This is a genomic window from Pseudonocardia sp. HH130629-09, assembly GCF_001294645.1.
GTDB lineage: Bacteria > Actinomycetota > Actinomycetes > Mycobacteriales > Pseudonocardiaceae > Pseudonocardia.
Map to the genome: position 1 here is coordinate 2181323 of NZ_CP011868.1, position 15393 is coordinate 2196715.

General features: G+C 75.0%; 14 protein-coding genes. 10 read left to right on the forward strand and 4 right to left on the reverse strand.

Annotated features, from left to right (window positions below):
• The first annotated feature begins 88 nt into the window (after positions 1-88).
• From XF36_RS10040 to XF36_RS10060, 5 genes are all read left to right on the forward strand, one after another.
• Positions 89-2020, forward strand: coding sequence for a methylmalonyl-CoA mutase family protein (locus tag XF36_RS10040; protein WP_082375304.1), 1932 nt, complete (start codon positions 89-91; stop codon positions 2018-2020).
• Positions 2017-4239, forward strand: coding sequence for a methylmalonyl-CoA mutase (scpA, locus tag XF36_RS10045; RefSeq protein ID WP_082375305.1), 2223 nt, complete (start codon positions 2017-2019; stop codon positions 4237-4239). The genes XF36_RS10040 and scpA overlap by 4 nt, the downstream gene beginning before the upstream one ends.
• Before the next feature lie 172 nt (positions 4240-4411).
• Positions 4412-5395, forward strand: coding sequence for a methylmalonyl Co-A mutase-associated GTPase MeaB (gene meaB, locus XF36_RS10050; protein ID WP_060711792.1), 984 nt, complete (start codon positions 4412-4414; stop codon positions 5393-5395).
• A gap of 54 nt (positions 5396-5449) precedes the next feature.
• Positions 5450-5830 (forward strand): hypothetical protein, encoded by a 381-nt coding sequence (locus tag XF36_RS30290; protein ID WP_060711793.1) that lies wholly within the window; start codon positions 5450-5452, stop codon positions 5828-5830.
• Positions 5831-5842: 12 nt separating this feature from the next.
• A complete protein-coding gene (locus tag XF36_RS10060) occupies positions 5843-6595 on the forward strand; it encodes a VanZ family protein (protein WP_060711794.1) in 753 nt (250 codons plus the stop codon).
• A gap of 4 nt (positions 6596-6599) precedes the next feature.
• On the opposite strand, the gene XF36_RS10065 is transcribed toward XF36_RS10060, so the two are convergent.
• Positions 6600-7340 carry an HpcH/HpaI aldolase family protein gene (locus XF36_RS10065; protein ID WP_060711795.1) on the reverse strand — a complete coding sequence of 247 codons (741 nt, stop codon included), beginning with the start codon at positions 7338-7340 and terminating at the stop codon, positions 6600-6602.
• Between the two features lie 89 nt (positions 7341-7429).
• Between XF36_RS10065 and XF36_RS10070 the strand changes: the two genes are divergently transcribed.
• Positions 7430-8128, forward strand: coding sequence for an ABC transporter substrate-binding protein (locus tag XF36_RS10070; RefSeq protein WP_145981323.1), 699 nt, complete (start codon positions 7430-7432; stop codon positions 8126-8128).
• A gap of 400 nt (positions 8129-8528) precedes the next feature.
• On the forward strand, positions 8529-9374 hold the full coding sequence (locus XF36_RS10075; protein WP_060711797.1) for an NAD(P)-dependent oxidoreductase: 846 nt from the start codon (positions 8529-8531) through the stop codon (positions 9372-9374).
• Between the two features lie 43 nt (positions 9375-9417).
• On the opposite strand, the gene fdhA is transcribed toward XF36_RS10075, so the two are convergent.
• The gene (gene fdhA / locus XF36_RS10080; RefSeq protein WP_060711798.1) at positions 9418-10632 is read right to left on the reverse strand and encodes a formaldehyde dehydrogenase, glutathione-independent; all 1215 of its coding nucleotides are present in this window, start codon (positions 10630-10632) and stop codon (positions 9418-9420) included.
• A gap of 213 nt (positions 10633-10845) precedes the next feature.
• Between fdhA and XF36_RS10085 the strand changes: the two genes are divergently transcribed.
• Positions 10846-12054 (forward strand): acyl-CoA dehydrogenase family protein, encoded by a 1209-nt coding sequence (locus XF36_RS10085; protein WP_060711799.1) that lies wholly within the window; start codon positions 10846-10848, stop codon positions 12052-12054.
• A 19-nt stretch (positions 12055-12073) separates the two neighbouring features.
• Here XF36_RS10085 and XF36_RS10090 read toward each other — a convergent pair whose 3' ends face one another.
• Complete coding sequence (locus XF36_RS10090) at positions 12074-12427, reverse strand: GntR family transcriptional regulator (protein ID WP_060711800.1); 354 nt, start codon at positions 12425-12427, stop codon at positions 12074-12076.
• Entirely contained in the window at positions 12421-13350 is a 930-nt protein-coding gene (locus XF36_RS10095) for a hypothetical protein (RefSeq protein WP_060711801.1), read from the reverse strand. The genes XF36_RS10090 and XF36_RS10095 overlap by 7 nt, the downstream gene beginning before the upstream one ends.
• 335 nt (positions 13351-13685) lie before the next feature.
• Between XF36_RS10095 and XF36_RS10100 the strand changes: the two genes are divergently transcribed.
• Together XF36_RS10100 and XF36_RS10105 are read left to right on the forward strand one after the other, a co-directional pair.
• A complete protein-coding gene (locus XF36_RS10100; protein WP_060711802.1) occupies positions 13686-14549 on the forward strand; it encodes a DUF742 domain-containing protein in 864 nt (287 codons plus the stop codon).
• 55 nt (positions 14550-14604) lie between these two features.
• Positions 14605-15393 carry an LLM class F420-dependent oxidoreductase gene (locus tag XF36_RS10105; RefSeq protein WP_020622114.1) on the forward strand — a complete coding sequence of 263 codons (789 nt, stop codon included), beginning with the start codon at positions 14605-14607 and terminating at the stop codon, positions 15391-15393.

Sequence of the window (15393 nt, forward strand, 5' to 3'; positions counted from 1 at the left end):
GACTCCGCTGCACTTCGGTGGCATCGACGACGGCGCCATCCGGCGGGCAACGAGGCCGCCCCGCGGGCCGGTGAGGAGAACAGAGCGGATGACGGACAGTGACCGCAGCGCGGTCGGCCGCGCAGCCGGTCCGGAGGGCTCTTCCGTGGATGCTCCGGTGGAGCCGGAGGAGCTGGTCCTCGCGGGCGCCTTCGACCCGGTCACCCGCGACCAGTGGCTCGCCGCCGTGGACGCGGTGGTGCGCAAGTCGGGCCGGATCGGCGAGGACGCCGAGCTCGGGGCCGGGGTCGAGACCCTGACCCGCACCTCACCCGACGGGATCCGGGTCGCGCCGCTCTACGCCGAGGAGGACACCACCGACCTGCCGCCCACCGGCGTGCCGGGGTCGTGGCCGTTCACCCGCGGCGCCCGCACCGACGGGCACGTCCCCGACGGCTGGGACATCCGCCAGCGCCACGCGGGCACCGACCCGGCCGCCGTCCGGGAGGCCGTGCTGGCCGACCTGGAGTGCGGCGTCACCTCGGTGTGGCTGCGGGTGGGCGAGGGCGGCGTCGCCGTCGCCGACCTGCCGCGCGCCCTCGACGGCGTGCACCTGGACCTGGCCGGGGTCGCCCTCGACGCCGGGACCGAGCAGGTCGCCGCCGCGCACGCCTACCTGGACCTGGCCGCCCGCAACGGCGTCGAGGACGCCGAGCTGCTCGGCTCGCTGGGCGTCGACCCGATAGGGCTGCGCGCCCGCGCGGGCTCCGGCCCGGACGTCGACAGCGTCGTCGAGGTCGCCCGCCGCGTGCACGGCACCTTCGACAAGGTCACCGCGATCACCGTCGACGCGACCGTGGTCCGCGAGGCCGGCGGCTCCGACGCCCAGGAGCTGGGGTGGTCCCTGGCCGCGGGGGTCGCCTACCTGCGCGCCCTGGACGCCGCGGGGATCGGGGTGGCCGACGCGGCCCGGCTGATCGAGTTCCGCTACGCCGCCACCCCCGAGCAGTTCGCGACGATCGCGACCCTGCGCGCCGGCCGGCGGCTGTGGGCCCGGGTGCTGGAGGCCTCCGGGGTCACCGACGTGCCGCAGACCCAGCACGCCACCGTCCCCGACACACTGTTCACCCGGCGCGACCCGTGGGTGAACATGCTGCGCGGCACCGTCGCCGGGTTCGCCGCGGGCGTCGGCGGGGCCGACGCGGTCACCGTGCCGCCGTTCGACGCCGCCCTCGGCGTCGCCGAGCCGTTCTCCCGCCGCATCGCCCGCAACACCCAGAACCTGCTGGTGGAGGAGTCGCACCTGGCGCGGGTCATCGACCCGGCGGGCGGGTCCTGGTACGTCGAGCACCTCACCGACGACCTCGCGCGGGTGGCCTGGGAGTTCTTCGTCGAGATCGAGGCCGCGGGTGGCGCGGTCGCCGCGCTCGACTCCGGCCTGGTCGCGGAGAAGGTGGGCGAGGTCCGTGCCCGCCGCGAGGCCGACGTCGCGAGGCGGAGGGCCCCGCTCACCGGCGTCTCGGAGTTCCCCGACCTGAACGAGAAGCCGGTGCGGCGCACCCCGCTGCCGCCGGCCGTCGAGCGCGGGGGGCTGCCGCTCTACCGCCCCGCCGAGGCCTACGAGGCCCACCGGGACCGCTCCGACGCGCTGCTGGCCGAGACGGGCTCGCGGCCCACCGCCTTCCTGGCGACCCTCGGTCCGCTGGCGGTCTACACCGCCCGCGCCGGGTTCACCCGCAACCTGCTGGCCGCGGGCGGTGTCGACACCGTCGACGCCGGCCCGACCGAGACCGCCGCCGACGTCGTCGAGGCGTTCGGGAAGAGCGGCTCGCCGGTCGCGGTGCTCTGCTCCTCGGACACGCTCTACGACGAGCGGGCCGCCGAGACCGCCGCCGCGCTGCGTGAGGCCGGGGCCACCCACATCCTGCTCGCGGGGAACCCGAAGGAGCCGGTGCCCGGCGTCGGCGGCCACCTGTTCGCCGGCTGCGACGCCCTCGCCGTCCTGGACGACGTGTACACCCACCTGGAGGGCTCGAAGTGAGCATTCCCGACTTCACCACCGTGCCGCTCCTGGGCGGCGACACGGGCGACACCGCCGCCGCGACCACCTGGAACGGCTCCGCCGAGGTCTGGGAGGCCCCGGAGGGGATCGGCGTCAAGCCGCTCTACACCGCCGACGACCTCGCCGGCGTCGACTTCCTGCACACCTACCCGGGCATCACCCCGTACCTGCGCGGGCCGTACCCGACGATGTACACCAACCAGCCGTGGACGGTGCGCCAGTACGCCGGGTTCTCCACCGCCGCGGAGTCCAACGCGTTCTACCGGCGCAACCTCGCCGCCGGGCAGAAGGGCCTGTCGATCGCGTTCGACCTCGCCACCCACCGAGGCTACGACTCCGACCACCCCCGCGTCGCGGGCGACGTCGGCATGGCCGGTGTCGCGATCGACTCGATCCTCGACATGCGCCAGCTCTTCGACGGCATCCCGCTGGACAAGATGTCGGTGTCGATGACGATGAACGGCGCCGTCCTGCCGGTGCTGGCGCTCTACATCGTCGCCGCCGAGGAACAGGGCGTGAACCCGGAGAAGCTGACCGGAACCATTCAGAACGACATTCTGAAGGAGTTCATGGTCCGCAACACCTACATCTACCCGCCGCAGCCGTCGATGCAGATCATCTCCGACATCTTCGGCTTCACCAGCCGGAAGATGCCGAAGTTCAACTCGATCTCCATCTCCGGATACCACATCCAGGAGGCGGGTGCGACCAACGACCTGGAGCTCGCCTACACCCTCGCCGACGGCGTGGAGTACCTGCGGGCCGGTGTCGACGCCGGGCTGGACATCGACAGGTTCGCCCCGCGGCTGAGCTTCTTCTGGGCGATCGGCATGAATTTCTTCATGGAGGTCGCCAAGATGCGGGCCGCGCGCCTGCTCTGGTCGAAGCTCGTGAACCGGTTCGAGCCGCAGAACGCCAAGTCGCTGTCGCTGCGGACGCACTCCCAGACCTCCGGCTGGTCGCTGACCGCGCAGGACGTCTACAACAACGTCGTCCGCACCTGTGTCGAGGCGATGGCCGCGACCCAGGGCCACACCCAGTCGCTGCACACCAACGCCCTCGACGAGGCCCTCGCGCTGCCGACGGACTTCTCCGCGCGGATCGCCCGCAACACCCAGCTGCTGCTGCAGCAGGAGTCGGGCACCACGAACGTCGTCGACCCGTGGGGCGGCTCGTACTACGTCGAGAAGCTCACCTACGACCTCGCCAAGCGGGCGTGGGCGCACATCGACGAGGTCGAGAAGGCCGGCGGCATGGCCCAGGCCATCGACGCCGGCATCCCAAAGATGCGTGTCGAGGAGGCCGCGGCCCGCACCCAGGCCCGCATCGACTCCGGCCGCCAGCCGGTGATCGGCGTCAACAAGTACGTCGTCGAGGCCGACGAGCAGATCGACGTGCTAAAGGTCGACAACAAGAACGTGCGACGCGAGCAGCTCGAGAAGCTGCAGCGGCTGCGCGCCGAGCGCGACGACCGCGCCGTCGACGAGGCGCTGCGGGCGCTGACCGGAGCCGCGGAGAAGATCGCCGAGGGCTCGTCGCGCTCCGACGACGAGAACCTGCTCCAGCTGGCCGTGAACGCGGCCCGCGACCAGGCCACGGTCGGGGAGATCTCCGACGCACTCGAGAAGGTCTTCGGGCGCCACGCCGGTCAGATCCGCATCATCTCCGGTGTGTACTCCGCCGAGGCCGGGCAGAACCCGGCGATCGACCGCGCCCGCGAGCTCGTCTCCGAGTTCGCCCGCCACGAGGGCCGCCAGCCCCGCATCCTGGTCGCGAAGATGGGCCAGGACGGCCACGACCGCGGCCAGAAGGTCATCTCCACCGCGTTCGCCGACATCGGCTTCGACGTCGACGTCGGGCCGCTGTTCCAGACCCCGGCCGAGGTCGCGAAGCAGGCCGCCGAGTCCGACGTGCACGTGATCGGCGCCAGCTCGCTGGCCGCAGGACACCTCACGCTGGTCCCGGAGCTGCGCCGCGAGCTCGCCGAGCTGGGGCGCGACGACATCATGGTCGTCGTCGGCGGGGTCATCCCGCCCGCGGACGTGCCGGAGCTGCTGGAGATGGGCGCCGCCGCGGTGTTCCCGCCCGGCACGGTCATCGCCGAGGCCGCCGTCGACCTGCTCGGCAAGCTGTCCGCCGCGCTCGGCCACGACGACCCGGGCACGTCCGCACCGACCGGCAGCGTCTACGCCGACTGAGCCCGCCGGCACGGTGCCGCTGGCACGATGCCGCTGTCACGATGCAGCCGTCACGGCGCCGCCGTCAGAGTGTCGCCGTGCTCGTGCCGCCGTCACTGTGCCGCCGTCGTCGCGCCCGGTGCGCCCACCCGCGCACCGGGCGCGGTGCCGACCCGCAAGGAGAGTCCCGCCGATGGTCCCTCGCGTCCCCGACCCCGCGGAGCTCGCCCGCGGGGTCCTGGCCGGCGACCGCACCCTGCTCGCCCGGGCGATCACCCTGGTCGAGTCCAGCAGGCCCGACCACCAGCGGGCCGCCCAGGAGCTGCTCCTGGAGCTCACCCCGAAGGCCGGGCACGCGGTGCGGGTCGGCGTCTCCGGGGTGCCCGGCGTCGGGAAGTCGACGTTCATCGAGGCGATGGGGTCCACGCTCACCGCGCAGGGCCACCGGGTGGCGGTGCTCGCCGTCGACCCGTCGTCCACCCGGACCCGCGGCTCCATCCTGGGGGACAAGACCCGGATGCCGCGCCTGGCCGTCGACCCGGACGCGTTCGTGCGGCCCTCGCCCTCGGCGGGCACGCTCGGCGGGGTCGCCCGCCGCACCCGGGAGACGATGGTGGTCATGGAGGCCGCCGGGTTCGACGTCGTGCTCGTCGAGACCGTCGGGGTCGGCCAGTCCGAGACCGCCGTCGCCGGGATGGTCGACACCTTCCTGTTCCTCACCATCGCCCGCACCGGCGACGCGCTGCAGGGGATCAAGAAGGGCATCCTGGAGCTCGCCGACGTCGTCGCGGTGAACAAGGCGGACGGCCCGCACGAGCGCGACGCCCGCGCCGCGGCCCGCGAGCTCGCCGGCGCGCTGCACATGATGACCCCCACCTCGGCGCACTGGCGCACCCCGGTGCTGTCCTGCTCGGCGCAGACCGGCAAGGGTCTGGACGCGGTGTGGGAGAAGGTCACCGCGCACCGCGAGGCCCTCGAGTCCGCCGGTGAGCTCGCGACCCGGCGCGCCGACCAGCAGGTCGAGTGGATGTGGCAGATGGTGCGCGACCGGCTGATGGACCGGGTGCTGCACGACCCGGCGACGGCCGAGCGGCTCCCGAAGCTCACCGCCGAGGTCCGCGAGGGCGGGCTCACCCCCACCCTCGCCGCCCAGCAGATCCTCGACGTCCTGGGCTGAACCACCCGTTTCGGTCCCTGCCCGCACCGAGGCGGGTCACTAGCGTCGGCGACCGTGAACGAGCGGATCATCCCCGGGATGCTGGCGATCGGGCTCGGGTCGGCGCTTGTGCTGGCCGTGCTCGTCCCCGTCGTCGCGGTGACCTACCGTCGCCGCGGCCGGTTCGGGCCCGGGGAGCTGGCCGTGCTCGTCGCCGTCCCGGTGTACGGCCTGGCGATCCTCGGCTACACCCTGCCCCCGCTGCCCCAGGTCGACGCGGCGTTCTGCGCCGGGCGCACCGCGGCGGACTCGCTGCAGACCCGGCCGTTCGCCTTCGTCGGCGACATCGCCCGGATCGCCGCCCGCCAGGACGCGACCGGCGCGCGGGCCTGGCTCGCGAACGCCGCCGTCCAGCAGGTCGTGCTCAACGTGGTGCTGTTCGCGCCGCTGGGCTGACTGCTGCGCGGGGTGTTCGGCCGCTCACTGCCGGTCACCGTCGCCGCCGGGTTCGCGGTCTCGCTGCTCGTCGAGGCCACCCAGTACACCGGCAACTGGTTCCTGTTCCCGTGCGCCTACCGGCTCGCCGACGTCGACGACCTCATCGCCAACACCGCGGGCGCCCTGCTCGGCGGGCTCGCCGCGATGCTGCTGCGGCCCCGCAAGTGGGACGGGACGGGCGCCCCGGACCTCCCGGCGCCGGTCACCGGCGGGCGCCGCCTGCTCGGCGCCGTGTGCGACCTGACGGCGGTGTGGGCGACCGGGGCGCTGTTCGGGGCGCTGCTGCTCGGTGGGGTCACCGTCGTCGCCGGGCTGCGGGCGCCGTTCCCGGACTGGTACGACACCGCCAACGCCGTCGTCGGCTTCTGGGTGCCGTTGCTGGCGTTCCTGGTCGTGCCGCTGTTCGGCCGGGGCGGGACGGTCGGCCAGCGTGCGGTGCGGCTGCGCCCTGCGCTGCCCGACGGCAGGGTCCCCGGCCGCGGACGCCGCCTCGCCCGGGCACTGCTCGGCACCGGCGGGTTCCTGCTGCTGTCCGGTCCGTCCGGGGGGCTCGGCCTGCTCGGGCTGGTGTGGGGGCTCGTCGGCCTGGTCGGGCTCTGGCGCAGCACCGGCCACAGCGGGGTGGCCGGACGCCTCACCGGGCTCGCGATGGTCGACGCCAGGGAGCCCGCCCGCACCACCCCGGACGACCGTCCCGTGGTGCGGGACGGGTCCGCGGGCTGACCGCTCAGGACCGGGCGTAGGCCAGCTTCTCCGCCAGCGCCGCCCGCAGGATCGCCTGCTCCGCGGCGAGCATCGTGAACGTGCACCCCAGCGCCCGGAAGCGCCGTACGTGCGCGGGGGAGTCGCAGTAGATCCCCACCGGGACCCCCGCGCCCGCGCAGACCGCGGTGATCCCGGAGACCAGCTCGGCGTGCCGGTCGGACCCCGGGCCGCCGTCGCCCTGGGCGGCGACCGGGAGCCCGTGCGCCAGCGCCAGGTCCGACGGCCCGACGAACACCGCCGCCACCCCCTCGACGGCCACGATGTCGGCCAGGTTCGCCACCGCCGCGACCGTCTCCACCATCACCACCGTGCGGGGCGGGGCGAACACCTCGCGGCCCTGCCACGACGGGCGGACCGGGCCGAAGCTGCGCACCCCGTCCGGCGGGTAGCGGCACGCCGCGACCGCCGCCGCGGCCTGCTCGCCGGTGTCGACGAGCGGGACGATCACGCCGTCGGCGCCCCGGTCCAGGGCCCGCCCGATGCCCTCCGCGCCGTGACCGGGGACCCGTACCAGCGCCGGCGTCCCGGTCGCGGACAGGGCCTGCAGCATGCCGAGGACGGTGTCGTCGCCGATCAGGCCGTGCTGGGTGTCGACGCAGACCAGGTCGAACCCGACGGAGCCGGCGATCTCGGCGACGGCGGGGGAGGGCAGCTGCAGCCAGCTACCGACCGCGTCGTCGGTGAACAGGGGATCAGTCGTCATGCGACGACCGTGCCGCCCGACCCGTCCGACGCGCCAGTCGAGATCGTCGTCTCGTTGTGTGCCGGACCCCCGTCGGCTGGGATGGTCAGGTGAGCCTCACCTTCCCCGACCGAGCCGTGTGCCGAGCCGTACGCCGTGCCGGGTGCCCCGTCCTGCCCCGTGCGGTGGCCGCCGGGGTGTGCCTGTTCCTGCTCGCCGGCTGCGGCGCCGGGGCGACCCGGACACCCGCGCCGGCGGGCACGGACGGTGCGGCCCCCACCGCGCTGCCCGCCGGGCAGGGCTCGTCCGAGCCCGACGGCGTCTTCCCGCGCACCGTCATCCACGAGACGGGCACCACGACGATCCCGGCCGGGCCCCGGCGGGTCGTGGTCGTCTCCACCGGGCAGCTCGACGGGCTGCCGTCCCTCGGCGTCGTGCCCGTCGGGTCCACCCGGGCCGAGGCGGCCACCATGGTCCCGGAGTACCTCACCACGGCGTTCCCGCAGCACCGGGCCGCGCTGGCGGCGATGGCCGACCTGGGCCTGCGCACCGACCCGGCGATCGAGGCGGTCGCCGCGGCGCGCCCGGACCTGATCCTGGCCGACGTGGCCGGGGCGCAGGAGGTCGCCTCCCGGCTGTCCGCGATCGCGCCGACCGTGATGACCCGGGGCAACGGCGTGAACTGGAAGACCGACCTGCTGCTGATCGGGCACGCGCTGGGCCGGGCCGGCGCCGCGCAGGTCCTCGTGGACGAACTCGCCGGGCGGGCCCGTGCCGTCGGCGAGCAGGCCGGGCCGGTCGAGGTGTAGCTGCTGCGCATCCAGCCCACCCGGGTCCGGGTCTTCGGCGTCGGTTCGTTCCCCGGCTCGCTGCTCGCCGACGCCGGGATCGCCCGGTCGCCGAGCCAGCGCTTCGCCGCGACCTCGGAGGACCTGTCGGCCGAGGAGCTCGGCCGCGCCGACGCCGGATGGATCTTCTACGGCGTCCAGGGCGCCGCACCGGACGCCCCGCCGCCTGCCCTGCTGACCGAGGGGATCGGGGCCTCGCTCGGTGCCGTGCGGGACCGGCGCACCACCGCCGTCGACGACGACACCTGGTTCCTCAACGCGGGCCCGCAGGCCGCGAGGGTGGTGCTCGACGACCTGGCCGCCGCACTCGGGACGGGGTGAGCCCGGCCGGCCGCCGACGGCGGGGTGCGATCATCACCCCATGTCGTCGCCGTCCGCGCAGCCGTCCCTGCCCGCCCGGCCGGTGGTCGGGGTCCTGCACCCCGGCGCGATGGGCGCCGCACTCGGGTCGGCCCTCAATGCCAGGGCCGGCGCGGTGATCTGGGCCGACGCCGGCCGCTCGCACGCCACCGCCAAGCGCGCCGAGCTGGCCGACCTGCAGGCGGTGCCGACGGTCGCCGACCTCGCCGCCCGGGCCGACGTGATCGTGGCGATCTGCCCGCCGCACGCCGCGCGCGAGGTGGCCGGACTGGTGGGCGCCGGGCTGACCGGGCGCACCGACCGGCCGCTCTACGTCGAGGCCAACGCCGTGTCCCCGGACGCCGTCCGCGGTGTCGCGACGCTCCTGGGCGACCGTGCGACGGTCTGCGACGGCGCCGTCATCGGACCGCCGGCGTGGACGGCGGGCACCACGACGCTGTGGCTGTCCGGGCCGGGGGCCGACGCCGCCGCCACCCTGTTCGAGCCCGGCCCGTTCGAGGCCCGGGTGCTCGGGACCGCCGGGACCGACCTGGGCACCGCGAGCGGGCTCAAGGCCTGCTTCGCGCTGCAGAGCAAGGCTGCACCGATGCTGTGGGTGGCGCTGGAGGAGGCCGCGGCGGCGTTCGGCGTCACCGACGTCCTGCACTCCGAGCTGGACCGGGCCGGGGTCGACCACGCTGCCGCGCTGGCCCACGCCCGCGAGCGCATGGCGGGCAGGGCCTGGCGCTGGGCGGGGGAGATGGACGAGGCGGCCGACGCGTTCGCCGCCGTCGGGCTGCCCGACGGCTTCTCCCGCGCCGCCGCGGAGCTCTACCGGCGCGCCGCCGGGGCCGGGCAGGACGGCTGAGCCGGGCCCGGCACCGCCTCGGCGGCACCGGACCCGGCCGATCTCACGCCGCGACACTGCCGTGTGGATCGATCACGAACTTGCGGGCCACACCGCCGTCGAACTCCTGGTAGCCGCGCGGGGCGTCGCCGAGCGAGATCGTGGTCGCGTTGACCGCCTTCGCGATCTGCGCCCGGTCGGACAGGATGGCCTGCATCAGCTGCCGGTTGTACTTCTTCACCGGGCACTGACCGGTGGTGAGGCTGTGCGACTTCGCCCAGCCCACCCCGATCCGCACACCCAGCGTGCCCTCCTTGGCATTGTCGTCGGTGGCACCGGGGTCGCCGGTGACGTAGAGCCCCGGGATGCCGAGCGCGCCGCCGACCCGGGTCACCTCCATCACCGAGTTCAGCACGGTCGCGGGCGCCTCCCCGGCGTCGCGGCCGTGTCCGCGGGCCTCGAAGCCGACGGCGTCGACGGCGGCGTCGACCTCGGGCTCGCCGAGCAGCTGCTCGAGCTGCTCGGCCAGGGTGCCGTCGGCGGACAGGTCGACGGTCTCGCAGCCGAAGCTGCGGGCCTGGGCGAGCCGCTCGGGGATCATGTCCCCGACAACGACCGCGGCCGCCCCCAGCAGCTGTGCGGCGTGCGCCGCGGCCAGCCCGACCGGCCCGGCGCCGGCCACGTAGACCGTCGACCCGGTGGTCACCCCCGCGGTCACCGCGCCGTGGTAGCCGGTCGGGAAGATGTCCGAGAGCATCGTCAGGTCCAGGATCTTCTCCAGCGCCTGGTCGCGGTCGGGGAAGCGCAGCAGGTTGAAGTCGGCGAAGGGCACCATCACGTACTCCGCCTGGCCGCCGATCCAGCCGCCCATGTCGACGTAGCCGTAGGCGGCGCCGGGACGGGCCGGGTTGACGTTCAGGCAGACACCGGTTCTGCCCTCGTTGCACATCCGGCACCGCCCGCAGGCGATGTTGAACGGCACCGAGCAGATGTCGCCGACCTTCGCGAACAGCACGTCCTCGCCGACCTCGACGATCTCGCCGGTGATCTCGTGGCCGAGGGACTGCCCGACCGGTGCGGTCGTGCGGCCGCGGACCATGTGCTGGTCGGAGCCGCAGATGTTGGTGGTGACGATCTTGAGGATCGCCGCGTGCGGGGCCTTGCGCGCGATGCCGAGGCCGTCGACGACGTCGGACGGCAGCTCCAGCTTCGGGTAGTCGATCGCCTCGACGGCGACCTGGCCGGGCCCCTTGTACACGACGACGCGGTTGTCGGGCATGACGTGCTCCTCGTTGCGCGGGGGTGCGGGCCGCGATCACGGCCGCACGGTGGCTCCGTGGACCGAGGGATCCCCTGCGCCCCATCGGGGCCGGCCACGTCGCCGGTCCCGACCCTCCCAGCTCGTGGCCGGGTGCGCATCTGACGATGGGTGCAGGTCCGAAGGGTGTAGTGCCGTCCGGCGCCGGACGACGGCGCGGGTGATACTGCGCGAATGGCCGTTGACGATCTTCTCGAGCCGCCGGTCCCGGTGCTCCCCGCGCCGTACCACACCCCCGAGCGCGAGGCGCTGCAGAAGCAGGCCCGCGAGTTCGCCGCGAGCCGGGTGCTGCCCGTCGCCGACGAGCTGGACCCGCGCAAGGGCGAGATCCCCCGCGACCTGCTCGACGAGATGGGCGAGCTGGGCTACTTCGGCATCACCGTCGACCGCGAGCACGGCGGTCTCGGCCTCGGTGCGTTCGAGTACTGCATGGTGGCCGAGGAGCTGGCCAGGGCCTGGATGAGCGTCGGGTCGATCATCGCCCGCGCGCAGGGCGCCGGGACCGCCGTCGCCGACCCGCGGCGCCGCGCGGTGCTGCTGCGCCGGTCGGCCCGCGGGCAGTGGATCGGCGCGATCGCGCTGTCCGAGCCCGACGCCGGGTCCGACCTGGCCGCGGTGGGGACCCGCGCGGTCCGCGACGGCGACGAGTTCGTGATCACCGGGCACAAGCGCTGGACCGGCAACGCCAAGGCCGCCGACTTCATCCAGGTGCTGGTGCGCACCGACGACCCGGCGCCGGGGGAGAAACGCTCCGCGGGGCTCGCGACCGTCGTCGTGGAGAAGGAGCGCGACACCTTCCCCGCCGGGATCACCGGCCGGCCCATCGACAAGATCGGTTACCACGGCTTCGTCACCTGGGATCTGGAGTTCGACGGTGTGCGGGTGCCGGTCGGCGACCAGCTCGGCGCCGGCGGCGAGGGCTTCGCCGACGCCCAGGCCTGGCTCAACATCGCCCGGGTGCACACCGCGGCGCGCGCGGTCGGGCTGGCCAGGGCCGCCGTCGAGGACTGCGTGCGCTACCTGCAGCGCCGCCACCAGTTCGAGCACCCGATCGGCGACTTCCAGGCCGTCCGGTTCACCCTCGCGACGATGGCCGCCCGGGTCGAGCAGGCCCGCGCCTTCTACCAGAACGTGGCGCACCGGCTCGACCTCGGCGAGCCCTGCGAGCGGGAGGCGGCGATGGTCAAGCTGCTGGCCACCGAGATGGCCGCCGAGGTCACCGCGGACGGCGTCCAGCTGCACGGCGGCAACGGCTACACCACCGAGCACCAGGTGGAACGGCACTGGCGTGACGCCCGGCTGACCACGATCTTCGAGGGCACGAGCGAGATCCAACGCAAGATCATCTCCGACCGGCTGCTCCCGCGCAGCCCGCTCGGCTGACGGCGACGCCGGGGGGGCGTCAGCGGAAGGCTGCCCGCACCGCGCCGAGGGCGTCGGACTCGTCGAGCCCGAGGCGCCGGGCGAGCTCGGCCAGCTCGGTGGCCTTGCGCTCCAGCTCGGCGCGCCCACCGGTGGCCCGCTCGGTGAGCACGGCCCCGCGGCCGCGCCGCAGGTCGACCAGGCCCTCGTCGCGCAGCTGCTGGTAGCCGCGCAGCACGGTGTGCAGGTTGATCCCGAGCGCGCCCGCGACCTCACGGGCGGGCGGCAGCCGGTCCCCGGCGGCGGCCCGCCCGTCGGCGACCGCCCGGCGGACCGAGGCCGCGACCTGGTCCCCGAGCGGCACCGGCGACGACGGGTCGACCCTGATCAGCACGACGGTGCAGCGCCGGCCGCGCCCTGCCCGGCGCGCCGGTCCAGCTCGGCGTTGACCAGCCCGGCCGCGGTGGCGGCGTCGGGCACGGTGACGACGAACCTGCGGTCGTCGGTGAGGTCGAGCACCAGCGCCTCCCCGGCCCGCCGGGCGCGGTAGCCGAGCACCGACGGCGTCCGGCGGAGGACGCCGTAGTCGTTCCAGCGGAAGTGCTCCGGGTCGAGCTGCTCCGACCGCGCGCCGCGGACCTCGGCCAGCGGTGCCTCGGCCAGCGGGCGGCCGAGCAGGGCCTGGCGGACGTGCACCCCGCCGTCGTCGACCCGGACCCGGGCGACGGCGGTCAGTGCGGTCGTGACGACGGCCGCGGCGATCAGCACGACGACGAGCGGGGCCGCCCCGCCCGCGAGCAGCATCGCCACCCCGGCCAGGACCAGCACGCCCGCGAGGAGCAGGGTCGGACGGGAGAGCACGGAGCGCGCCCACAGGTAGCGCTCACCGGGCGCGAGCGGGGTGCGCACCGCGCCGGCCGGGGCGCCCCCTGTCGCCGACGGGTGCGGGGCGTCCGGACCGGCGAGCACGTGCCCGATCCCGTAGGCGACCACGGCCCCGGCGAGCAGGGCGACGGTCCAGGCCCAGCCGGGGACCTGCGGGGCCAGCCGGGAGGCCGGCACCCACCACACGATGACGGCGAACGCCCAGGACGTGCCGACGGCGCGACGCTCGACATCGGGCCGCCCGGAGCGCAGCCGCAGCAGCGGCAGCCCCAGCGCGAGCAGCCCGATGACGACCACCGGGACGGCGAACCGGCCGTCCGGCCGGGTCGCCACCAGGGCGGCGAGCCCGGCCAGGGTCAGTGCCACCGCGGGGGCGGCGGCCAGCAGCCTGCGCCGGCTCGTACGGCCGGCGGGTGTGGTGGATGTGGTCATGACGTCCTCCGTCCTCGAACGAACCGAACTTGTTCGCAATGTACTAGAACAATACTGCCTGCGCACCCCTCGGTGGATGCCGGGTGTACCGGGTAGGCGCACCGGCGGTGGTCGGAACGCGTCGCCGCCGCTAGCCGGATCGGGTGAACCGCGGCGCCCGTGACCTGCGCGGACAGGGTCGCGTCACACGGACGTGACACGGGCGATACGGTGCGGTAGCCGTCCCGCGCCACCCTGTGGCTCCCGGTCGCGCATCGTGACGACGAGCGCAGCGTGGGGCGAAACGGACGACCGCGGCGCCCCGGGCCGTCGGGGTCGCGACGCGCGGAGGGTGGATGGCACGGTCGGAGATCGGACGCACCGGGGCCCGGTTCGGGACGCCCCCGTCCCGGCACGCCCCCGACCCGGAGTACCCGCACGGCAGACCACCGGAGCCGGCGCCGGAGTCGGAGTCGGAGTCGGGGCCGACCGTCGTCGGGGAGGAGCCCGAGCCGGAGAGCCTGGTCGGGGTGACCGGGGCCAGGTTCGGCGGGCACTCGGCGAAGCGGACCCGGCTGAGTCGCCGGGAGCGCGCGGCCCGGCGTGCCGCTGCCCGGGCCGCGGCCGACGACGGTGCGACGGCGACACCCGGTGACGGCGCACTCGGCAACGCGGCCGGCACACCCGGCGGCACCGCCCCGGAGACCCCCGACGCTGTCGGTGCGGGCCTCGCCGACACCGCCCCGCTGCCGGTGGTCGCCGGCCGGCCGGACGGCCCCGCCACCGCGGGTCCGGGCCACCCGTCGGGTGCTGCCGCCGGCACGGACGGCGGCTCAGACAGCGGCACGGGCGGCGGTGCGGCCGGCGCGTCGCCGCAGGTCCCGGCGTTCGCCCCGGTCCGGCCCTACGTCATGACCGGTGGCCGTACCCGGGTCCGCGCCGAGCTGCGGCTGGAGACGCTGGTCTCGGTGCGGCCCGCCCCCGGCCCCGCCCCGCGGGCCGAGTCGGTCGAGCGCGCCACGGTGCTGCGGCTCTGCGCCCGGCCCCGGTCGGTGTCGGAGGTCGCGGCGCTGGCCGCGGTGCCGCTGGGTGTGGCCCGCGTGCTCATCGACGACCTCGCCTCCGAGGGGCGACTGGTGGTGCACGGCGTGTCCTCGGCGGAGGACGGGCCGAGCGTCGCGCTGATGGACCGGGTCCTGGCGGGGTTGCGCAGGCTGTAGGCCCCCGACCCGCGGGCGTCGTGCGAGGACCGCTCGCCGGGGCCAGGATGGGGACATGACCGATCCGCGTCCCGTCCGCATCGGGCTGCAGCTGCAGCCCCAGCACGCCGACTACGCCGACATCCGCCGCACCGTCGCCGCCGCGGAGGAGGCCGGCGTCGACATCGTCTTCAACTGGGACCACTTCTTCCCGCTCTACGGCGAGCCCGACGGCAAGCACTTCGAGTGCTGGACCATGCTCGGCGCCTGGGCCGAGGCGACCTCCCGGGTGGAGATCGGGGCCCTGGTGACCTGCAACAGCTACCGCAACCCCGAGCTGCTCGCCGACATGGCCCGCACCGTCGACCACATCTCCGGCGGCCGGCTCATCCTGGGCATCGGGTCCGGCTGGTTCCAGCGCGACTACGACGAGTACGGCTACGAGTTCGGCACGGCGGGCGGTCGGCTGAACGACCTGGCCGCCGCCCTGCCCCGGATCCGCGACCGGTGGTCGAAGCTCAACCCGGCTCCCACCCGCGACATCCCGATCCTCATCGGAGGCGGCGGCGAGAAGAAGACACTGCGCTACACCGCCGAGCACGCCGGCATCTGGCACGGTTTCGGCGACGTCGACACCCTCGTCCGCAAGTCGGCCGTGCTCGACGGACACTGCCGTGACATCGGCCGCGACCCGGCCGAGATCGAGCGCTCGGTGGGCGTCGAGGGCTCCCCGGAGGACTCCGCAGCCGCCCTGTACGACGCCGGCGCGCGGCTGTTCACCGTCGGCGAGGACGGCCAGGGCGGCTACGACCTGGCCCGGCTGAAGGACTGGATCGCCTGGCGCGACGAGCGCAACGCCGCCTGA

Excerpts from the sequence above, each read along its gene's own strand:
- XF36_RS10040 (WP_082375304.1), top strand. The coding sequence starts at position 89 with ATGACGGACAGTGACCGCAGCGCGGTCGGCCGCGCAGCCGGTCCGGAG.
- meaB (WP_060711792.1), top strand. The coding sequence starts at position 4,412 with ATGGTCCCTCGCGTCCCCGACCCCGCGGAGCTCGCCCGCGGGGTCCTG.
- XF36_RS10065 (WP_060711795.1), bottom strand. The coding sequence starts at position 7,340 with ATGACGACTGATCCCCTGTTCACCGACGACGCGGTCGGTAGCTGGCTG.
- XF36_RS10075 (WP_060711797.1), top strand. The coding sequence starts at position 8,529 with ATGTCGTCGCCGTCCGCGCAGCCGTCCCTGCCCGCCCGGCCGGTGGTC.
- fdhA (WP_060711798.1), bottom strand. The coding sequence starts at position 10,632 with ATGCCCGACAACCGCGTCGTCGTGTACAAGGGGCCCGGCCAGGTCGCC.
- XF36_RS10085 (WP_060711799.1), top strand. The coding sequence starts at position 10,846 with ATGGCCGTTGACGATCTTCTCGAGCCGCCGGTCCCGGTGCTCCCCGCG.
- XF36_RS10095 (WP_060711801.1), bottom strand. The coding sequence starts at position 13,350 with ATGACCACATCCACCACACCCGCCGGCCGTACGAGCCGGCGCAGGCTG.
- XF36_RS10100 (WP_060711802.1), top strand. The coding sequence starts at position 13,686 with ATGGCACGGTCGGAGATCGGACGCACCGGGGCCCGGTTCGGGACGCCC.
- XF36_RS10105 (WP_020622114.1), top strand. The coding sequence starts at position 14,605 with ATGACCGATCCGCGTCCCGTCCGCATCGGGCTGCAGCTGCAGCCCCAG.